General features: G+C 50.0%; 14 protein-coding genes. 7 read left to right on the top strand and 7 right to left on the bottom strand.

Annotated features, from left to right (window positions below; translation table 11 throughout):
• Nucleotide 1: 1 nt before the first annotated feature.
• On the bottom strand, nt 2–670 hold the full coding sequence (locus tag AC2215_RS24700) for an SGNH/GDSL hydrolase family protein (RefSeq protein WP_486812684.1): 669 nt from the start codon (nt 668–670) through the stop codon (nt 2–4).
• Here AC2215_RS24700 and AC2215_RS24705 point away from each other — a divergent pair.
• Nucleotides 662–889, top strand: coding sequence for a hypothetical protein (locus AC2215_RS24705; protein WP_486812685.1), 228 nt, complete (start codon nt 662–664; stop codon nt 887–889). The two genes, AC2215_RS24700 and AC2215_RS24705, sit on opposite strands and share 9 nt — an antisense overlap.
• Before the next feature lie 326 nt (nt 890–1,215).
• On the opposite strand, the gene AC2215_RS24710 is transcribed toward AC2215_RS24705, so the two are convergent.
• Nucleotides 1,216–1,362: a hypothetical protein gene (locus AC2215_RS24710; RefSeq protein WP_486812686.1), complete on the bottom strand. Its 147-nt coding sequence runs from the start codon at nt 1,360–1,362 to the stop codon at nt 1,216–1,218.
• Between the two features lie 1,216 nt (nt 1,363–2,578).
• On the opposite strand from AC2215_RS24710, the gene AC2215_RS24715 reads away from it, so the two are divergent.
• The 3 genes from AC2215_RS24715 (at nt 2,579) to AC2215_RS24725 (ending at nt 3,554) form a co-directional block, all read left to right on the top strand.
• A complete protein-coding gene (locus AC2215_RS24715) occupies nt 2,579–2,893 on the top strand; it encodes a TIGR03792 family protein (RefSeq protein WP_486812687.1) in 315 nt (104 codons plus the stop codon).
• Nucleotides 2,894–3,019: 126 nt separating this feature from the next.
• Complete coding sequence (locus AC2215_RS24720; protein ID WP_486812688.1) at nt 3,020–3,367, top strand: hypothetical protein; 348 nt, start codon at nt 3,020–3,022, stop codon at nt 3,365–3,367.
• A gap of 13 nt (nt 3,368–3,380) precedes the next feature.
• Complete coding sequence (locus AC2215_RS24725; protein WP_486812689.1) at nt 3,381–3,554, top strand: hypothetical protein; 174 nt, start codon at nt 3,381–3,383, stop codon at nt 3,552–3,554.
• A 114-nt stretch (nt 3,555–3,668) separates the two neighbouring features.
• Here AC2215_RS24725 and AC2215_RS24730 read toward each other — a convergent pair whose 3' ends face one another.
• The 3 genes from AC2215_RS24730 to AC2215_RS24740 form a co-directional block, all read right to left on the bottom strand.
• The gene (locus tag AC2215_RS24730) at nt 3,669–5,360 is read right to left on the bottom strand and encodes a BamA/TamA family outer membrane protein (protein ID WP_486812690.1); all 1,692 of its coding nucleotides are present in this window, start codon (nt 5,358–5,360) and stop codon (nt 3,669–3,671) included.
• A gap of 364 nt (nt 5,361–5,724) precedes the next feature.
• Nucleotides 5,725–7,677 carry an ABC transporter ATP-binding protein gene (locus AC2215_RS24735; RefSeq protein ID WP_486812691.1) on the bottom strand — a complete coding sequence of 651 codons (1,953 nt, stop codon included), beginning with the start codon at nt 7,675–7,677 and terminating at the stop codon, nt 5,725–5,727.
• A 774-nt stretch (nt 7,678–8,451) separates the two neighbouring features.
• Complete coding sequence (locus AC2215_RS24740) at nt 8,452–13,878, bottom strand: trifunctional serine/threonine-protein kinase/ATP-binding protein/sensor histidine kinase (protein WP_486812692.1); 5,427 nt, start codon at nt 13,876–13,878, stop codon at nt 8,452–8,454.
• A 188-nt stretch (nt 13,879–14,066) separates the two neighbouring features.
• Between AC2215_RS24740 and AC2215_RS24745 the strand changes: the two genes are divergently transcribed.
• Both AC2215_RS24745 and typA read left to right on the top strand, forming a co-directional pair.
• Entirely contained in the window at nt 14,067–15,959 is a 1,893-nt protein-coding gene (locus AC2215_RS24745) for a glycoside hydrolase family 140 protein (protein ID WP_486812693.1), read from the top strand.
• Nucleotides 15,960–16,184: 225 nt separating this feature from the next.
• A complete protein-coding gene (gene typA / locus AC2215_RS24750) occupies nt 16,185–17,975 on the top strand; it encodes a translational GTPase TypA (protein WP_486812694.1) in 1,791 nt (596 codons plus the stop codon).
• A 137-nt stretch (nt 17,976–18,112) separates the two neighbouring features.
• Here typA and AC2215_RS24755 read toward each other — a convergent pair whose 3' ends face one another.
• A complete protein-coding gene (locus tag AC2215_RS24755) occupies nt 18,113–18,805 on the bottom strand; it encodes an N-acetylmannosamine-6-phosphate 2-epimerase (RefSeq protein ID WP_486812695.1) in 693 nt (230 codons plus the stop codon).
• 124 nt (nt 18,806–18,929) lie between these two features.
• On the opposite strand from AC2215_RS24755, the gene AC2215_RS24760 reads away from it, so the two are divergent.
• A complete protein-coding gene (locus AC2215_RS24760; RefSeq protein ID WP_486812696.1) occupies nt 18,930–19,529 on the top strand; it encodes a Uma2 family endonuclease in 600 nt (199 codons plus the stop codon).
• A gap of 317 nt (nt 19,530–19,846) precedes the next feature.
• On the opposite strand, the gene AC2215_RS24765 is transcribed toward AC2215_RS24760, so the two are convergent.
• Nucleotides 19,847–20,599, bottom strand: coding sequence for a polysaccharide lyase (locus AC2215_RS24765; RefSeq protein ID WP_486812697.1), 753 nt, complete (start codon nt 20,597–20,599; stop codon nt 19,847–19,849).
• Nucleotides 20,600–20,637: the final 38 nt, after the last annotated feature.

Below are 20,637 nucleotides of genomic sequence, written 5' to 3' on the forward strand. Positions count from 1 at the left end.
GTCAGCACATTTGGTTCAAAATTGGCACTAGAGCAGTATCCCAGACGATCGCCATTTTGCGAAACCCTTCCCGATTGGGATGAACTCCATCGGGTAAGTCGTCCAAGTCGAAGATATAGTGGGTCTCGACGAAATAGAGATGCTGCCGTTCGCTCTGTTTTCGCGATACTAATTCCTTCACCTGGTGGTTGTAGTACAACACTCGCTCGTTAATGACCGGTTCCCCGATGGGGGGAAGAGAGGCGACGAGAAGATCTACCTGAGGCAGTTGGGCGAAAATTTCGTCAATTAGATAGTTAAGGCGCTCGACAGCACCTTCGATTTGAGGAGATCGGATCGCGTCGTTGGTGCCGATGGTGAGCAAAATGATATCCGGTTGAGACTGAGCCAACCATCCTTCAATTTGGCGGCGGATTTGGTCGATCGTCCAGCCGGAATGTCCTTCATGCTGCTTCTGGGTGAGGATTTCCGGGCCGTTACTCAGGGAACCGACAAAGCGAATGGGATACCCGCGTTTGGTCAGGCGGTACCACAAGTCGGTGCGATATCCCCCCGGAATGTGGTAGCCATCGGTAATCGAATCCCCCAAGGCCATAATTTTGATAGGACGCTCGAGAGGGGAATTTGGGGTTACATTATCTTGGGTTGAAATGCCAAAGGAATGAATCACGATCGGTACGAAGTGTCTGTCTTGAGTTTTCGGATTATTTCAGTTAACGGTGCAGGCGATGGGCAATCCGGATCTGAAATGGGGGTCAATAGCAAGATTCTGAATGGATTTGACAAGGTGCGATCGAAGGCGAAAGAAGGGATTCAACCCAACTATTTACCGATGAGGTCGTTCGGTCGAAGCGATAGCAGTCACCATATCGGGCGCGGACACAAGTGACGATGGGCTTCGGAGGCTTCGGGGGCTTCGGGGGGATAATACCTATTGGTGAGGAGGTTTTGCTGGTGTGCCACCGGTCAATGCGATGACTGAGATTTTCGGCTTAGCAATAGACCTCACGCAATCCCCCAACGATCTCGGGCCAGAGCGATAAAAATGCGACTCAATTGCGATCGCCTTCATCACACCAGAATAGGCGATCGCATCGGTTCCACCTCAGTTTTAAAGTCGAGAACGAATCGAACACCGATTTAAAAAGAACCTTAAGAGCGTTCAGATGGTTCGGGTGCGGCTAGCGATGGGGGTTCGCCGATTTTCGAGAGATTCTACCCGTGGGCAAATCCAGCGTAGAAACCGCTACTGAATAAAGAGAGCGAACTGAGAATGGCAATAATGGTTTTTTGGGTGAGGTTGAATTTCAGAGAAATCAAACCCGATGCCACTTGTTCGTTTTCGTGATGCTTGGATTCCATGATTTTCTATTTTTTGGCATGCATTAGAAGTTCGTAGCGATCGGCATCAGAACGGAAAAAACGATGAATTGACGAGATTGGTTTTTGTTACAGGGATAGCAATACTCTAAGGGTCGCTCGAACTGAGAATGTCTCCTCAGCTCGAACGACAATATCCAAGACATAAAACAGCCGTGGAGTTACACCCAAAAATTCTCGTTTTTCCGACTTCAGCTAATCAGTGGTGCGCTCTCAACTTGCACGAAAACGGAGGAATCCTGGTAGATTTTGCGACAAATCATAGGCTCAACCGCATTTTGGATGCTTGTATCGATATTACACTCACTTAAAGAAACTATACCGAAATACCTCTCTATGTCAACCTTTTTTTGGGTTAATTATAGAGAGGTTTTCGGGTCACAAGACTGAGTGCTTAGAGCTGTCAGCCTATGATTTGTCGCACCACTAAACATAAAGCAATGAACGCATAAAGTCAAGATTGTCAGCGATCGGGGAACGGTTTATATGTGATTCCGATCGCAACCGAGGTGTATGTAATTACGATCGCAAAGCGTACCGAATCAAATCACTTTTTTATTTAGAATAAGCTGTTACAGATTTGCTTTCATCAGCCATTATGCGTAACTTAGCTATTTCCGTATTCAAAACTATTTTACTTGCATTCGATCGGCTTATTTAGAACTGACGGATTTGCCTGAAATTATAAGTTTCGATCGAGTGATGACGCTACTCGATCGATAATTATCTAGGGGTTAAATATCCGGATTTAACCCGATCGTCGATGTCCCCGGGTTCGTTCAGATATAGAAAGATAGAAACCGCGCCTGTTCGTGAGGACAATTCGTGCATTCGCGCGCGTGTGCGGAGCGTACAAACATCTTGCTCGCGTGTCAATCATCACAATCACCCCATGTCCGCGCCTACAGTAGCGACTGCCATACGTACAATCGCAACATTGGTTAGGATACAAGTGACCGTGGGCAGGGAAGGAGTGAATAGACAATACACAATTGACAATGGATTAGTGGCGACACTCTTCCAAGATCCTCCTTGTCTCCCTTGTCCCCTTGTCTCCCTTGTCCCCTTGTCTCCCTTGTCCCCTTGTCTCCCTTGTCCCCTTGTCTCCCTTGTCTCCCTTGTCCCCTTGTCCCCTTGTCCCCTTGTCTCCCCATCCCCCCATCACCCAACACCCCATTCCCCAAAAACTCAACCATCGATGGTCATTGAATGGCTCAAAATTCAGGTGCGTCCCCCCATGCGAGAAAAATTCATAGAATTCGATCGGCTTCTTTGGACGCAAATGCTCGAGAACTATTCGGGTTTCTTGGGCAAAGAAGTCTGGATCGAAGCGGATGCCGACGATCTAGTAATTTTGGTCATTCGCTGGCAAACCTTTGAGGCATGGCAAAGCATTCCCGAAGCCGTCTTAGAGCAAACCGATCGCGCGTTTAAGCGCAAAATGGGTCGCCATACCTTTCGATATCTCGACTCCTTCGCCTACCAAGTTCGCAAATTCCCCGAAGTTAAGTAACGCCAGTTTTGCTTCAGAGTCAAATCCCTCTCTTTATTGAGGTTATCGTGAAGTGTCATCCAAACTTCAGCAACTCTCGGTTCGATCCGATAGGATGGATCTTGATGTCGCGCCCTGGAGTTACCGATGGCTCGCTACACAGGATTATTTACAATTTCTACGCCCTTGGAGCAACTGCGAACTCAATTAGCCCAAGTGCTAGAGTCTTGCAATCTCGATATCGTTTACGATACTGGGGACTACATGATGGCTCGCGAAGTCCCCGGTCGGGTAGCGTTTGCCAAGCTCGTTTCCGTGGAAGTCCTCATCGATCGACCCGTTGAGTTCACAGAGGAAATACGCATGAGGTTTGTCGTTAAGAACGAAGAATTACCCCTTCAGAAAGACAACCACTGTCACATGATGTTTGAAACGGTCAAAGATGCGATCGCCAATAGCGACTGCTGGCAGCTACTCGAAAACATTGCGGGTTAGACTCGCCATCGCAATGGCAAACCCCCACTCTGTAGGCTCAGCCATCTGGGAATCGGAGTCCGGTTTTGCGAGTCATGCCAGTTTTAGATCGATCGTTACCCCGATCGACCCTCGCCAAGAAATAGGCAAACACCCCACCATTTCCTGGCACTGGGCACAATGCGATCGTGAACCCCAACTCAAGTGAGTAGCTCCGTCGAGAGCGTGTCTAGCGATCTAAAATCCGACAAACGGTCGGGATGCCTACCCTTGATTCGAGCTTTGAGAAAGGTCTTTGAGAAAGTGCTTTTAGAAAGAGCGATTAGAAGCGATCGCCGATATTAAACGAAAATTCCGTGCGACCTTCATCGTTAATCGCAAAATCGACCCATACGTAGTTCAAAAAATCGACTTGGGCGCCCAAACCGACACCAAATCCCGCTCCATTACCGGGTTTATCTCGCTCTTCCCCCGGTTGACCCGGGACGTTACCCTGGGAACCCAATGCCGAACCGTAATCGACAAAGAGCGCACCACGTAGATTTTGGATGGTGTCGCTGCGGAAGTTGGCGATCGGGAAACGATATTCAAGGGTGGCACTGACAAAACTACGTCCCGATCCCAGTCCGCCATCTCCATAGCCGCGTACGGAAGACGAACCCCCCAAGCTAAACGCTTCGTAGGGGGGCAAATCGCCAATAAACGTACCCGCGGCTAAACCGATAACGAAGACGCTCGGACCGTCGGCAAACCCAAAGAGATTCGCCGGGAAATATTGCACGAGTCCCCCGCTGAGGCGGTTGGCCGTTACGTCAGCATCTCCAATGGGAATAAACTGTTCGGTGCCCAGTTGAAACTTAGTCCCTTCGACAACCACGTCGGCACGTCGATCGCGCGAGACATCCACGTACTGAGCCGCTAACCCCACGCTAAGCAAATCGTCAGTGCCGTCATCGGCAAAGCTGAGGCGATTGCCGCGCTCGTCGCGGGGAATATCCTCATCGTTGAAAGCCCCCCGGCTGATTTGAACGTTTTGGTAACGAACGCTGGGAACGAACACGAAGTTCTCTGAAGAAGGAACGAACACGCTCACTTCCCCGCCGGTGCGATTCACCCAGGGAACGTGCCGAAATCCCATTGGCAGGAATACCGTCGTCCCACCCGCTAAAAAGTTATCGTTGGGGGCGCGATCGGTAAAGGCGCTAATGCGATAGCCGATGCTGCTGTCATTTTCCCCGACGATAGCGGCTTGGGTATAACTCAGGTCCAGTCCGGCCGTGCGCTGTCCCCCTTCAATATCGAGGGCGAAGATATTCCCCCCAGACCCCGTTGCACCGAGGGTGGCAATTCCGTAAGCCCCTTTCGCGCGGCTAGATGCGGGGGAAATCTCGGCGAAAAAACCCGTTTCTCGCTCTTCGAGGTCGGTGGTGGTGAAAACGATCGGGTCTTCAATTCTAAAAGGCCCTCGGACGGGATTCGACAGATCGCCGATATGTTCGTCGTTAAATTCGAGTTCTTCTGCCCTCGGGCGCTGGGTTTGCCGGATGGTTTCGGGGGAAAATTGAATCTCCCGAGCGCCCAGAATGGGAGATTGGGGTCGATAATCGATTGAGAATTGCTGTGGGGAGAGTCCTTGACCTTGAAGTTCTTGCAGTTGAGGATCGAGGGCATCCGGTTCGCGAATCTCAGCGATCTCGGAGTTTTCGGAATCGATCGACCTTGCTGACTCGCTCTGGGTTGGGGATGCGGATTCTGGCGATAAGTTCGGTTCTGGTGCGGGCGTTTGGGCGATTTGGAGGGTTTCGAGCGAGACCGTGACCGGTGGTAAAGTTTCTCCTTTGGCGATGCTGTCGAGTTGGAGTTTGGAGATCTCCTCGAGGGGTTCTGTAGCGGTTTTGACTGACGGCGTTACAGTTTTCGCCCATGTTGGAGAGGCTGCCGCGATCGGAATCGAGGAAGCTGCCATTGCCAGTGCCAGGGAAATGTGAGAATGTTTTGGGTACTTGAGTTTCATACGTCCGCTTCCCTATCGATCGTTGTTCGTGGGTAGTTTATTAAATGTTTATCCTCATGTGACCCCCCCAAGATGTGGGGTTTTGAGGTGAACGCAAACGGTCGATCGGCGAGCTGGCTATGGATTGGAAGACGCAACGAATGAGAGCGTCTGGGAGTATTAGAAGACACTCTTAATTTCTGAGCTACCGCTCTCGAAGCTCAGAGCCGATCGCCATTTGCCCCCTCACCACCATACCAGCCATTGTTAGTTTTCGAGTATTGAGCCGACCCGGGGGCGAACGGTCCGATCGCGGTTTCAATCGATGGCTTTTCCCTTTGAAAAGAGATTTCAATTTTCCATTCTTTTTCGGCCCAATTCGACCTCACCGCTCTTGAACCCGAACGTTGCGTTTTTCTAGATCTCCGGTGGGAATCGACGCAATCAGTTTGCGAGTATATTCTTGCTGGGGGCTGTGATAAATCATTTCTGCCGGGCCGATCTCTTCGATTTTGCCTCGGTTCATCACCATAATCCGATCGCTCATAAATTTGACCACGCTCAGATCGTGAGAAATAAAAATGTAGGTTAAGCCGAATTCTGCCTGCAACTCTTTGAGCAAGTTGAGTACCTGTGCCTGTACCGACACATCTAGGGCTGAAACCGACTCATCGCAGATAATAAATCGCGGGTTGAGCGCCAGAGATCGGGCAATGCAAATTCGCTGTCGCTGACCGCCAGAAAACTCGTGAGGATAGCGATCGCTCCACCCGGGATTTAAACCCACTCGATCTAAAAGATACCGCACTCGTTCTCTATTTTGCCGGCGGTTTTGGTCTTTGCCGTGGATTTTTAACGGTTCCATCACCGCTTCGCCGATGGGAATGCGAGGGTTGAGAGAGCTAAAGGGGTCTTGGAAAATAATTTGGATATCCCGCCGTAGTTGGCGCAAGGGTTTCCCTTGAATCTCGAAGATGTTCGCACCATCAAATATCGCCTGTCCCCCCATGGGTTCGATCAGGCGCATCAGGGTGCGAGAGAGGGTGGTTTTGCCGCAGCCAGATTCTCCCACCAAACCCAAGGTTTCTCCGGGATAAACCTCAAAGGAAACACCGTTAACGGCCATGGTGTAACGTTGGGTTTGCCCGAAGGAACCCCGGATCGGGAAGCCCACTTGCAGATTTTCCACCTGAAGTAAGGGGGGTTGTTGGCGCAAGCGAGCAAATCGGGTGGCCATTTCGATTTCGCTGACTTCTTCGATTTGAATCGGTGACGCTTGCGCGGGGGAAGCCTGCCGGGGAGATCCATTGGCGGTTTCCCGATCGGAAGAAATATTATTGCCCTCGGAGGTGTCATCGTTGCGATCGACATTCAGAAAATCAGCAACGGTGGGCAAATATCGCAACCGCTTGGTGGGGGTGGGACGACAGGCGAGCAAGCCTCGGGTGTAGGGATGTTGGGGAGCCAGGAAGATATCGCGCACGGTTCCGGTTTCGACGATTTTCCCGCGATACATCACCGCCACGGTATCGGCGATTTCAGCAATCACCCCCAAATCGTGGGTAATGAATATCATCGACATGCCGCGACGATCGCGCAACTGCCGCATGAGATTGAGGATGGTGGACTGGACGGTGACATCCAAGGCTGTGGTGGGTTCGTCGGCAATCAACAGAGTGGGATCGCACGAGATCGCCATGGCAATCATCACCCGCTGAATTTGCCCCCCGGAAAGTTGGTGGGGGTAGCGATCGAGCATTTCTTGTTTGAGGCGATCGATTTGCCGGGTAATCTCCCGCGCGTGAGGAGTTGCCTCATCTGATGCGCTCGATCGCAACTTGTCGAGTGCCTGTTCCCGAATTTTGTCATCGTCAGGGAGGAGTTGTACTTCCTGCAAGCTGGAGATCGCCTGTTTGCGGGCATCGGATTTGGAGATATCTTGATGCAATCGAATCGCTTCGACGAGCTGAAACCCAATGGTATAAACCGGATTGAGGGAACTCATCGGTTCTTGAAAAATCATCGAGATCCGCCCTCCCCGATAGTTTCGCATTTGGGAAGGAGACAGTTGCAACAAGTTAACCGGTTCCGTCGGGCGATCGTCTGTGGCGGCATCGCGAAACCAAATTTCCCCATCAGCGATTTTTCCCGGTGGCGTGGGGACGAGGTTCATAATTGCCAGGGAGGTAACGGACTTTCCCGAACCCGACTCCCCCACAATGCCGAGGGTTTGACCCCGTCGAACCTGGAAATCGATACCGTCCACGGCTCGAACGAGATTATCGTTGGTTTGGAATTGAACTTGAAGGTTGCGAACGTCTAGAACGGTATCACTCATGAATCGGTTGCCGAAAGTTAACTGGATTTTAACAGTTCCCTCTGCGGGTCTGTCTGTTAGGATTAGACGATCTCTCAGGGTTAGATGAATTGCCTCATCATCTTGTTTCTGGGACCCAAACCGTCAGGTAATTGCATCTGGGGAGGTTGAAATTCAAGACCGATCGAATTCGTAATCCTCGCGATTTGACGAGTATTCCATGGTGAACCCACTCCAGAACCCATTGAGTCAATTTTGGCAAACCTGGAGAGAGAAATATATTCGATCGAAGCGCACACCCAACATTCTTTTCGATTGCGTTCGGGGAGGGGAGAGGGGAATCTGCCGGTGTTTTGCCTCCTTGCATGACTCGAACGGCAGTATCGTTGCTCGAATAGAATTCCCTCGTTACCCAGTTGCACGAATCCCACCGTTGCGAACCTGACGATTGGAGAGATTGCCATGCGCCGACTCCAGCGCCAAAACGGTTGAAAGTGCATGAATGATTCCGGTTTATGACCCCTCACGAGAGGAACCCTATAGGTTCGTCACCCTTATTATCCCCGAGCCAGGGTCGTTTTTCACGCTTCAGGAGTTGCCCGTGTCTGACCCGAGAGGTTTCGGATACGGGGGGAGCGCAAACAGTTCGCATCTCCTGGCGACAACGGGAACGTCTCGATGGTGATGATTGTTTCGGTTCCCGCGTGCTTCGAGTTCGATCCATCGCGTCGAGCCGAAGTATAGCTGAAAGTCGAGCCACTTTTTTTTGCCGGGTGTCCCGCAGATGTGCACAATCTATCGCAAACAGACTGCGAACTCGGTTCCTTTTCCGGGTTCGGAAGTACAAGATATCGTACCCCCATGTTTCTCTTCGATAATCTGACGAGCGATCGCCATTCCTAACCCCGTGCCTTTTCCCACCCCTTTGGTGGTGAATCCTTGCTCGAATATCCGTTTTTGGACTTCTTCTGGCATCCCCACCCCGTTATCTGAAATTCTGATGGTGACTCCCTCCTCTTGGATGTGGGTTTGAATGGTAATTTGGTTGGGATTTGCAGCAATCTCCTCAAAACGGCGATCGGCGTTCCCTTCGTCTAAAGCATCGATGGCATTGGCAATCAGATTCATAAATACTTGATTGAGTTGTCCGGGGAAACACTGTACCTCTGGAATGTTGCCGTATTCTTTGACGATTTCGATCGCCGGACGCTGTTCGTTGGCTTTGAGACGATGTTTGAGAATGAGCAAAGTGCTGTCGATGCCATCGTGGAGGTTGAAGGGGACTTTGTGTTCTTTGTCCGTGCGCGAAAACGTCCGCAAACTGTTACTGATATGGGCGATGCGATCGACCCCCAGTTTCATCGAATCAATCAGTTTGGGTAAATCCGAGCGCAGAAAGTCTAAGTCGATAGCTTCAATTTCGTCTTCGATGGCTTCACTGGGATGGGGATTTTCCTCTTGATATAAGTCAATTAATCCCAATAAGTCGTCTACGTAATCCTGAGCGGGTTGGAGGTTGCCGCCAATAAAGCCCACGGGATTGTTGATTTCGTGAGCCACACCCGCCACGAGATTCCCTAATGCCGACATCTTTTCGCTTTGCACCATTTGCAGTTGTGCTTGTTTCAAGTCTTCAAACGATTTCTGCAATTGTTGCTGCGTCTGCTGAAGTTCTTGCACCGTACCTTCAAGTTGTTTGGCATAGTTTTGAGATTGTTCGTAGAGTCGGGCATTTTCGATGGAAATTGCCGCCTGGGAACAGACTAAATTGAGCACTTCCACTCGTTCTGGAGTAAAGGCTCCCGCACTGAGGTTGTTTTCGAGGTAGAGGATGCCAATGAGCCGACTTTGGTTAAGAATCGGGGTGCAGAATAAGCTTTTGGGTTGCTGTTGTCCCAGATAAGTATCTGATGCAAAGCGAGTGTCTTTGTCCGCGCGATCGAGAATGACGGTTTTTTGGGTGCGTTGGACGGCACGAACGATGCTGGCTGGAAGAGTCCGAGCATTATCGAGGGGAGTAGCGGATAACTTGCAGGTTTCCTCGATGCACTGAGCGACGACTTCCCAGGTTTCGGCATTGTTCAAGATTAATGCGCCTTTATCTGCTCCGGCATTTTCGATCGCGATTTGCATCAGTTGGGAGAGCAAGGCTTCGAGTTCGATTTCCTCCGAGAGAGCTTGGGAGGCTTTGATGGCTGCGGAGATATCGAGAAGGGAAGTCGTGGTGGAGGTAGAGGTGCGAACGCTTTGTTCGGAGGTGAGGGTAGTGGTGCTGTTTAGAGTCAGGGACGATTGGGGTTGTTGGAGGATGGGGGTCAGCAGTTGGGGATAGGTGGCTTCAAGATGGTCGGTTTTGGCTCCCGCTCCCCAGCGGGCGTAGCAATAGTAGGCTTCCACCATGTAGGTTTGGGCGATTTTCTCTTTGCCCCAGTTGAGGTAGAATTTAGCGGCGAGTTCGTTGGCGAGGGCTTCTTCTTGGAGGTATTCGTTGGCTTTGGCTCCGGCAATGGCGCGATCGTATAATTCGATCGCTTCTACTTTCTCTCCCAAAACCCGACATTTTTCAGCCTCCACAAGATCGACTTTGTGTTGATGATTCATGGGGGCATAATTTGCCCACTGAGCTAGAGTGGTTTGATGGGTTTCCACTGAAGTCAGAGTATTTTCTAGTTCAATTTCTGACTGGTTAGAGCATCGTGCCAAATCGGTTAATCCGGCGTAGAAGTAGAAAATTGGGATATGAATTGTTCCGACAACAGCCATTAAATGGAGATTAGCTTGGGCAGTGTAGTCTCGCGCATTGGTATAGTTACCAAAGAGATAAGCAAGCATCAGCTTATCGATATAGATACGAGCGATGGCTGTGAGTTCATTATCCTGATGATGTTTAGGAAGCATCAAGGTTTCATCGTAAGCCGTGCCACTTAATAAATCTGGTTCATTGACAGATTTCCTCAAGTTATCAACCATCTGTTGTTGTATCTTCAGGTAAATTAGAGCCGAATCTTGCTTCATACCCGCTAAGACAACACAATACTTATCTATTTCTGGTTCCCAATCATCGAAAGATGCTCCGGCAAAGAAATTATGATGGAAATAATTGCTCATATTGTAGCCAGCATATAGAAAGTTACCCGTTTCCATTCCTGCGAGATAGCCCTCTTTCGCTGTTGATGAGATTTTTGTCCCCAGTGCTTCTCGACGATGTTGGAGAAAAGCGCCAAATAAAAGTAAAGTTAGAGACTTATACTCCTGCACCTTGAACAAATCGAGTAAGTTCAGTGCCGCTCGCCCGAAACAATAGCCCCTTTCAACCTCTCCCAAAAAGGCAGATAGCACCATGCCATAACCGGCATAACCGATTGTTGATGCAGATGCATTGCCAAATTTGAGGGATAGGCTTACCATGATGGAGCAATGCAGGGGTAGCAAGACAGGCTTTGCCAGAAAAATAGGAGCAAACAGCATTGCTAACAGTTGCATCGCGGCAATGGTCTGTGGATCGCTCATCACCGGTAGATCGATTAATTCCTCAATCTGTTTGCCCTGGAGTTGTTCGGTAAGGGTTTGTAGTGCTTTTTGTGTCAAGACTTCGTCAGGTTCAGATGAAAATTCAATTCCCAATAATCCCAACGCCTCTTGACCTAGGACGAGCGCTTCCAACATCTGACTCTGGGTTGTCAGTGCGCTGATTTGAATCTCATAAATTTTAACTTTGTCTAAAATTGTTTGAGCTTCTTTTAAGACTCTCACGGCTAGGGCTTCCATGCTCTCAAAGTTACCATTTAAGTAAGCAGTTTCTGCCGCAGCCACATAAAGATTAAGGGTTAATTCATACTGAGTTTGCCAGCAGTTCGCGGTCAGTAGCTCAAGTCCGGTTCGCACAAAACTTCTGGCGGCTACATAGGCTGTAGAATTGCAGGCTTTCTGTCCGGCGGCTAAGTTCAGTCGGGCTAAGGCTTCTCGTTCTTTAGCTTGAGTGATTAACTCCCGACCTAAATTCAAATGTCCAACAATCTCAAACAGATTTTGTTCCTTCTCCATCTCTGATAAGTTTTGTTGGAGTAGTTGACCAATTTGGAGATGACTTGCTTGTTTTTGGTCTTCAGGAATGAGGGAATAAGCTGCTTGTTGAACGCGATCGTGTAGAAAACGATAGCCAACGGAAACATCGTCTGAATATTTTTCTTCTTTTTCCCCAACCTGGAAAAACTTGTATGCTTGGGTAATGGGAATAACCAAGCCTTCTCGTAGGGCACTCCACAAGTCTGCTGCTACAGCCTCAACTGGGGACTCACACACAATTGCCAAGGTTTCCAGGTCAAACTGATTGCCAATACAAGCGGCGAACTTCAACACAGCTTGGGTGACTTCGGACAATTTCTGCAACTGAGTCGCCATAAACTCCACCACATCATCGGTCAGAGCCGCATCTCGAACCCGAACTAAGTCACATTCCCAATATCCCAAGTCTCCATTGAAGATAATCAACTCATCGACCTGTAATCCCTTCAAAAACTGGGTGGTAAAAAATGGATTCCCCTTCGTCTTTTGATAAACTAGCTCGGTCAAAGGTTGAGCTAACTTGGAGGTACAACTAAGAGTTTCAGCAATCAACTGATTAATATTGAGTATGGGCAAGGAAGCCAAAGTAATGCTTGAAACTGTTGCCTTGTGCTTTTCTAATTCCCCCAAACTTAACATCAACGGATGAGCTGGAAACACCTCATTATCTCGATAGGCTCCCAAGAGTAATAAATATCCCGTCTCACTCTCCCCCATCAACACGTTCATTAAATTCAATGAAGCCGAATCTGCCCATTGCAAGTCATCGAGAAACATCACTAATGGGTGTTCTGGGGTGGTGAAAACGGCAATGAATTTCTGAAACAGGAGATTGAACCGATTCTGGGCAGCCGTACCCGAAAGCTCTGTTGCAGGAGGCTGTGAGCCGATTACACGCTCGAGTTCCGGAATGACATCAATGAGGACTTGACCGTTGAGGCCCACGGCTTCGAGAATCTTAGCTTTCCAGTTGGCTAATTCTTCATCGGATTCACTCAGGAGTTGACCCATCAAGTCACGGAAGGCACTCACGAAGGCACTAAAGGGAATGTTGCGGTTGAATTGGTCGAATTTCCCTTTGATAAAATAACCCCGTTGGCGAACGATGGGTTTGTGGACTTCATTGACCACAGCCGTTTTACCGATACCGGAGAATCCCGCCACCAGCATCATCTCTGATGCGCCTTGAGCCACCCTCTCGAATGCATCGAGTAACGTTTGGACTTCTCCTTCGCGTCCGTAGAGCTTTTCAGGAATGGTGAAGCGATCGCAAATATCCCGTTCGCCCAACTCAAACGGCTCGATTTCGCCGGCTTCTTTCCATTGATACAAACATTTCTCTAAGTCGTATTTCAACCCCAAAGCACTCTGATACCGATCTTCAGCATTCTTCGCCATTAGTTTGAGCAGGAGATCGGAAATAACCGAGGGAATCTCTTCTCCATTTCCCGTTCCCCATTCCCCATTCCCCAATGCCATGGGAGATTTAGCAATGTGACAATGTACCAACTCCATGGGATCCTCACTTTGGAAGGGGAGTTTTCCCGTGAGGAGTTCGTAGAAGGTCACACCCAGGGAATAGAAATCGGTGCGGTAGTCGATACCACGATTCATCCGTCCGGTTTGTTCTGGGGAGATGTAGGCAAGGGTTCCCTCTAAGACGTTGGGATTGCTAATTTGGAGGGTTTCTTTGGGCAGCAGAGAAGAGATGGAAAAGTCAATGAGTTTGACCTGTTTGGTTTCCGGATGAATGAGGATGTTGGCCGGTTTGATGTCTTTGTGGATGACCCGGTTTTGATAGAGTCCGTGGAGAATCTCGGCGAGTTGAATGGCGATAGTCAGGAAGTCCGAGAGGGAAAATTGTTCTTTTTGCCACTTTCCGAGGGAAACATAACCATCATCAGGCATCACCAAGGCGTAACCGTTGCCGTGGGTTTCTAAAGATAAAGGTTGGACAATTCCGGGCAAATCGAGGTTTTTGGCAATGGTATATTGATTGCGGAACTGAACCAGTTCGCTGAAGCTGGGGTATTCGTTTCGCAGAAATTTGATGATGACGGGTTGGCTATCTCTGGTGCGAGTGGCGCGATGGACGAGGGTGCGAGTGCCTTGGTAGAGAGTTTCGCTCAGGTGATAGCCGGGAAGATTGGTCGTCATCGTCGTGTTGGGATAGACTGTCTTCTTCTAATATGGCTTTGGCGATCGCACCGACTCATGATTTGTATCACTTTTGATGGACACTCCACCAGGCGGGGGGCAAGTATCAGTATCCATAGCTGTTCGTCTACACTTTAGGGAAGATTCCCCATTGTACGAATACCGAGAGCGCAACAAACTTTCCTGCTATGAAAACCTTCTGGTCTTCTACACTTCGATCGAAAACTCTCTCTTTGACGATCGCCGCTTGCACCCTCACTGTCGGTTGCCGCCAACCCGCCCCACCCCAAAATACAGCACCGGAAACGCCAATCGATCGCGCGCCGGTCGTGAGTGCCGGATCTCCTCAAACCGTAGCGGTTTCTAAAGCCATTCAACTCGACGGTACGGCCAGCGACGATAGCCCAACCGATACCGACCTCACTCTCCAATGGCAGCAGGTGTCCGGACCGGGAAAGGCGACCTTTGAAGATGCCAGCCAACCCGATACCACCGTTCAATTTTCCAAGGCGGGAACCTACGTGTTGCAGCTGAGTGCCGATGATGGCCAGAAGACTGGCAGCGACGAGGTGACGGTTTCCGTCAATGCCACCGGTGAGGTGCAAGTGCCGTCCCTGGGAATATTCGAGCGATCGTTCGCCACCACCGGCAACTATACCAATCCTTACAACGAAGTCACGGCAACAGCAACCTTTACCGCACCCGATGGTACGACCAAATCGATTCCTCTCTTTTGGGATGGGGGCGATCGCTGGATCGTTCGATTTTCCCCTAACGGCGAAGGGGTTTGGCAGTGGAAAATCGAATCCAACGATGGCGGCCTCAACGGTCAGACGGGTTCGTTTACGAGCGTCCCATCCAATCTTTCCGGCGGCGTTCGGGTGCGAGAATCCCATCCTCACCATTTTGAGTATGAAGATGGAACCCCCTATTGGTTGTTTGGGGATACGAACTGGAGTTTGGTGAGTACGAACGAAGCCGAAAACTTGAATCGCGAAACGGTCAAACACTACATCGACGTGCGTGCCGAGCAGCAATTTAACTACATCCATACCAATTTACTCGCAGATGAGAACGATGGGGGAGCGGCTTTTGAGAGTTATGCCGACGAGACGATTAACCCCGCGTTCTGGCAGGAAGTGGACGCGCGGCTGCAATACGCCCACGATCGCGGCATCATGGTGATGCTATTTTTAGCCTGGGCTAAAGATGCCAAGGTGGGAGACTGGCGGGGATTTCCCGACGATGAAGCGCGGTTGCGTTACGCTCGATATATTATCGCCCGCTACAGTGCCTACAACGTAGCGTTTAACGTTGCTGGAGAATGGAACGAACACGGACCCAAATCCATGTATCGGGATTTGGCCAACGAAATTGTCCGCAGCGACCCCCACGATCGCACGATTGGAATTCATCCGGGGGAAGCCTCCTTTTCTGTGGCGCAGTTTGGCACCGAAGATTGGATGTCTTTTAGCGACTTCCAACAAAGCTACCGCCGCCTGCGCCAGCGCATCCTGGATGCTCGCGAACAGCCCAAACCGGTGATTAACTCGGAGTACGCCTACTACCTGCGGGATAAAAACGGTGACGGACGGGTGGATAAACCCAATAGTAAGGATGTCGATGATATTCGCCACGCAACTTGGGATATTGCCATGGCTGGAGGCTATTTCGTCACCGGTTGGGGAACGACCTATTTCGGCGGATGGCGCGACCCCGATACGTTTAACGTGGATACCCCCAAAAATGACGATTGGGAAGAACAGGTGCAGCACGTCAAAACCTTCTTTACCGATCTCGACTGGTGGCAACTCGAACCCCGCGAAGATCGCCTTCAGGGTCGGGGGACGAACTATCTGTTAGCCAACCCCGGCGAGCAATACGCCGTTTATATCCGGGATACCGATCGTGAAGTTTCCCTGACACTCGATACCGCAGAGAAGGGCCAAACCTACAGCATCCGCCAATTCAACCCGCGATCGGGTGAATATACCGATCTACCCGATGCGACTTCTGAGGATGCGATCGTTTTAACCCCCCCAGACAAGCAAGACTGGCTGTTCGTTATCGATCGCCGTTGAGATTTGAGGGCTTCGGGGGCTTTGGGGGTTCGGGGGCTTCGGGGGCTTCGGGAGAGCGAGACAAGGAGAGAATTATTAATTGTTCATTGTTCATTACTCTCCCCAATTCCCCCTCCGCAATGGGAAGAGATCGGTTAAAATTGTTAAGAATTCTATTGTAAAAATAATTCGTCGTTACATTTACTACCTGCTAACTGTCCAAGGCACATCGCAGACAAACAAAATATGTCTCTCCCAATTCGCAACGTTGCTATTATCGCCCACGTCGACCACGGCAAAACAACCCTGGTGGACGCATTGCTCAAACAATCTGGCATCTTCCGAGAGGGAGAAGACGTACCCGATTGTGTCATGGACTCCAACGATCTAGAGCGAGAACGGGGTATTACCATTCTCTCAAAAAATACCGCCGTTAAGTACAAAGATACGTCAATTAATATTGTCGATACCCCCGGTCACGCAGATTTCGGTGGAGAAGTCGAACGAGTTCTGGGCATGGTCGATGGCTGTATCCTCATCGTGGATGCCAACGAAGGTCCGATGCCCCAGACGCGGTTCGTGCTTAAAAAAGCCCTGGAGAAAGGCTTGCGTCCGATCGTGGTGGTGAATAAAATCGATCGCCCCCAAGCTGACCCCTACGGTGCGATCGATAAAGTCCTCGACCTGTTCCTCGAACTCGGGGCCGATGACGACCAGTGCGATTTCCCCTATCTATTTGCTTCCGGCTTAGATGGCTACGCCAAAGAAGACCTCGATGGGGAACCCAAGGATTTGCAACCCCTATTTGAGGCGATTCTGCGCCACGTTCCGCCCCCAGTCGGCGACCCCGAAAAGCCCCTGCAACTGCAAGTGACCACCCTCGACTACTCCGATTATCTGGGTCGGATCGTCATCGGTCGCATCCACAACGGTAAAATCGGTGCGGGTCAGCAATTGGCATTGGTGACCGAATCGGGAGATCTGGTGAAATCCAAAGTCAGCAAGCTGATGGGATTTGAAGGTCTCAAGCGCATCGAACTCCAAGAAGCGAGTGCCGGACAAATCGTTGCCGTTGCCGGATTTGCCAATGCCAACATCGGCGAAACCATTACCTGCCCCAACGAACCCCAAGCTCTACCGCTGATTAAGGTGGACGAACCCACCTTGCAGATGACCTTCTCCATCAACGATTCCCCCTTCGCCGGACAAGAGGGAGATTTTGTCACTTCCCGGCAATTGCGCGATCGCCTGATGCGGGAACTCGAAACCAACGTCGCCCTGCGGGTAGACGAAACCGACTCCCCCGATAAATTTGCCGTTTCCGGTCGCGGGGAACTGCACCTGGGTATCCTGATCGAAACGATGCGTCGGGAAGGCTACGAGTTCCAGGTTTCCCAACCCCAAGTGATTTTCCGCGAGGTTGGCGGTCAGCCCTGCGAACCTTATGAATGTTTGATACTCGATGTACCCGAAGAAGCCGTCGGTGGCTGCATCGAACGTCTGGGGGAACGCAAGGGCGAAATGCAGGATATGCGCGTCGGCATGGGTCGGACTCAGCTTGAGTTTGTCATTCCCGCTCGCGGTTTAATCGGTTTCCGGGGCGAGTTCATGCGTCTAACCCGCGGTGAGGGCATCATGAACCACAGCTTCCTGGACTATCGTCAGCTGTGTGGCAATATGGAAACCCGTCGCAACGGTGTGATTATTGCCTTCGAGGAAGGAACTGCCACGTTCTACGCCTTGAAAAATGGGGAAGATCGCGGGGTGTTCTTCATCACGCCGGGAACCAAGGTTTATAAAGGCATGATCGTCGGGGAAAACAATCGTCCCCAGGATTTGGATTTGAATGTCTGCAAAACCAAGCAACTGACGAACCACCGTTCCTCCACCGGAGACGAATTGGTGCAGTTGCAAGCCCCAGCCGATATGAGTTTGGAACGGGCGCTCGAATACATCGGATCGGATGAGTTGGTGGAAATTACGCCCCAGTCGATTCGGTTGCGGAAGATGAAGGCGAAGAAGTTAGCGAAACGTTAATCGATCGCTTCTGTTTCGATCGATTGAAATCGATATTTTGGGAGTCGGATACATAATATATCCGACTCTCTCTTTTTTTAAGTTAAAGCCAGCTGAATTTGCATCGATCGGCAAATTTTCAAGAGTACAAATAAACTCTATTCCATTTCGCCCGTCACGGCTAAATGATACGCCTTCACTAACGCATCAATTCCCGTAATCGCCGTCCCCACAACCACCGAATCCGCCCCCAATGCTAACGCCTGTTTCGCCATTTCCGGGGAGGCAATTCCCCCTTCGCAAATGACGGGAACCTGGAGGTGTTTCACCATTTGTTCTAACAGATCGAATCCCGGTGGTGTCAGATGCTGGGTTTGGGCAGTGTAGCCATAAAGCGTCGTCCCCACGATATCTGCCCCAGCCGCTTCCGCCGCTTCCGCCGCTTCGAGGGTATCGATATCTGCCATCACCAGTTTGCCCAGTTTCTTGCGAACGCCATCGACGATATCGGCAAAGGTTTCTCCCCCCGGACGTTCTCGCAAGGTAGCATCGATCGCGATAATATCTGCCCCCGCAGCGGCGATCGCTTCGGCATGATGAAACTGAGGGGTGATGTAAACGTCACTACCGGGAAGGGTTTGTTTCCATAATCCGATAATCGGCGTATCCGGCAGGCGTTGGCGGGCGGCTTCTACGTGGGCGGGGGTATCCAGGCGTACCCCAACAGCACCCCGATTCACCGCTGCTTGCGCCATGGCGGCAATCACTGCCCGATCGTGGAGGGGGGAGTCGATCGGGGCTTGGCAAGAGACGATAAGGCTGTTATGGCAGCGTTGCAGAATAGGGTGCATGGGTATCGCGTCGGAATCGGATCGCACGGATGGAGTCTATCTTCTCATACCGCAATCGGCCCTTGGAGCGATCGCCTAAAATACGATCGAGACCCCCATGACGCTATCGGGAAGGAATCGGGAAATGGTTGCCAGTCCAGATCGGATGTACCTCACGCCTCAAGAATACTTGGTTTGGGAAGAACAACAGGCGTTGAAGTACGAGTATATCAACGGTGAAGTGGTAGCGATGACGGGGGGAACCGTTGCCCACGGGACGATTGCGGCTAATTTATTCTTTCATATCAAAAGCCATCTTCGCGGCAGTCGCTGCCGTCCCTTCGTTTTTGACGTAAAACTGGGAATATCGGAAAATGGACCGTTTCACTACCCCGATGTGATGGTGAGTTGCGACGATCGCGATCGAGATGCTACGAATGTCATTTACCATCCCTGTTTCATTGCCGAAGTCCTTTCTCCGAGTACGGAAGCCTTTGACAGAGGGAAAAAGTTTCAGAACTATCGCAATATTGAAACGCTACAGGAATATGTCCTCCTGGATGCTACACAAATGAGCGTTGAATGTTTCCGAAGAATGCCTAATTACAAATGGGAACTGACATCTTATATAGCTGTAGATGCGAATGCAAACGGTCCGGAAATTGAGGTTTTTCTCAGGAGTCTAGAATTTAAATTTCCGATTGCATTTATTTACGAAGATGTACGATTTGAGGAGTCTTCTTGATTTTGAGATTCAAAAATATCCAGATGTCCAAAAATGACTTCTACTCTAGCGCATCCATCGATCTGAAAATGAAATAAGTCGATGTCTGGAAATTCGATTTTTCTGTTTTGTAAAATTAGTATATTGGTATTCTCTTGAGACACCATATCGATTAAAGTTTCGCAGACAATAAAACATCCTTCGTCATCATCTCGATCTTTAGAGATTGCAAAATCTGCAATTCTTGTAAATCTAAGCATGATATCTTGGCTTGAATTTTCAAAGATGGATGTAACATTCAATTTATTATAGATTTTAACAGGTAAGAAACTTCCTCATTAATCCACACTCACCGCAAAATTAGCAAAATAAATCGAGACATCTTCTGGTGTTGCCCAAGAGGAATTTCCCCCACCGAAAAAAGTTGAAAAGAAAATTCCTTCTATTTTTAATTCTTCAGTGGTTCGGAATTTCAGATTATCTCGATCGAGAACTTTTTCCCCATTTACCCAAACGATAATTTTTCCGTCGGATTCTCCAGGAGTATTTAAAATCACCTCTTGTTCCAAACGATACCATCGTCCCGGTCGAAATCTCCAATTTCCACGCCCGATCGAAGTCCCGTATTCTTCACTTGTGGGTAAATAGGCATACACCTCTCCTTTACCATTTCGTCTCCACATAAACCGGGTGGAAAACCCATTCGTGCCATCGGGAATATCGCCGCCGCTATGAACCGTTCCCCCAAAGAATCCCGGTAATTTTCCTCCTTTGACAAAATCAAAGTTTTCTGAAAAGCGGAGATAGTAACTGAGGCGTAACGAGGCTTGCGGTTCGATATCCAAATCGGCATAAAACTGACTGCCCCCGAGGGGTGCATCCTCTTCTCGCGAAACCCGAGGACTCGCCGAACCGGCGGGGTAGCGCACTCGCAAAACCCGATCGAATCTGCCAGTTTCATCATCGACGACGGCGAGGTTTTCTTCACCCCAGCGTCCGTCTTCTCGAATTGACCAATTCTGCGCCCAATCAAGGCGATCGAACAGACTCGATCGCGCCATCTTTGGGGTTTTCGATCCAGAGGCGTCCATCGCAGCTTTCTCCTGAGACACAGTCGAGTTCGATGACG

Source organism: Zarconia sp., assembly GCF_057467645.1.